The sequence below is a fragment of the Rhodoferax sp. ZS1R8 genome (genome assembly GCF_056521325.1).
In genome coordinates this window covers 1-1,137 of record NZ_JBWMBA010000150.1, presented here as the reverse complement: position 1 = coordinate 1,137, position 1,137 = coordinate 1, and the positions used below count along the sequence as shown (strand labels likewise).

The 1,137-nt window shown below is 57.8% G+C and carries 1 protein-coding gene; it reads right to left on the bottom strand.

The window, feature by feature from the left end:
- Positions 1-54: 54 nt before the first annotated feature.
- Positions 55-1,017, bottom strand: a complete 963-nt coding sequence (locus tag AC097P_RS24555) for an IS1595 family transposase (protein ID WP_479613029.1) — start codon at positions 1,015-1,017, stop codon at positions 55-57.
- Between the last annotated feature and the right edge of the window lie 120 nt (positions 1,018-1,137).

Genomic DNA, 1,137 nt, shown 5'->3' with positions numbered 1-1,137 from the left:
AATCCATAGCTACTCACGCACGTAGAATCTGCGCCAGATCCCTATTTTTCCTGATTAGCTACGTGCCTCAGACCACCGAAGGTGGCACAGCGGAAGCGGCTTGGTGGTTACAGCCGCGCGCAGCAAGCGCGGCAGCATCGCCGCCAAATCAAAGCGTCGGTTAAAGCGGTAAGAAAACTCAGCCAGGTAGCGATGCGCATACTTGGTGTGGTCAAACGCATGGTAGGTGCCGGCCAAGGACATTTTCAGATTCCCCAACATCGTGTTGACCCAGCGAAACTCAGGCCGTTTGGCAGATTGCCTGCCGCTGCCCGTCACATGGCGCTCATGGGACGCACCTACTTGCGTGACCTGCTTGAAGCAATGCAAACCATCGGAGACCACATGCGCAGTGCTGGCCAAACTCTTGGCTGCCCAGTCGATGAGGGCTTCTTTCGTGAACGCCACGATGGGGGTTAAGCGCATGAAGCGTGGTTTGCCCTCCATGTCGGTTTGCACCGCTGCGACAAAGGCAGATTTGTTCAATGCACCCCGACCGCCATTCATGCTGCCCACCCGCTCGCCGCCCAAATACGCATCGTCGATCTCCACGCGCCCATCCAGGCGGCGGGGCTCCTCGCGCAGGCGCATCGTCTCCAGCAGCTTGTGCTTCACCAGCCAGGCGGTCGTGTAGCTCACCCCGAGTTGGCGCTTTAACTCCAAGGCGCTGATGCCATTCTTGCTTTGCGTCAACAGGTACAGGGCCAGGAACCAGACCGTCAGGGGCAGCTTGGTGTGTTCAAACACCGTGCCTACGATGCTGGAGGACTGGTAGCCGCAGATCACACACTCCCACAGCTGACGGCCGGTACCGTTGCGGGTTTTAAACGAGCGCGAGCACCCGCAGTGCGCACAGCGCCAGCCGTGGGGCCAACGCGAGGAGAACACAGCGCTTTCGCACTGCTCTTCACTGCCGTACTGGCTTTGGAAGTCCCGCATGGACAGACCGGGCTGGAATTGAATGCGGTTCATGGCCATGGCATACCTCGCAAGTGACTGGACATAACACCAGTATGGTCAATCCACATCAAAATTCAACAGCGTCTGAGGCAGGTAGCTAATCAGGCATAATCGGTTTCTAGCGCCTATAAAATATGC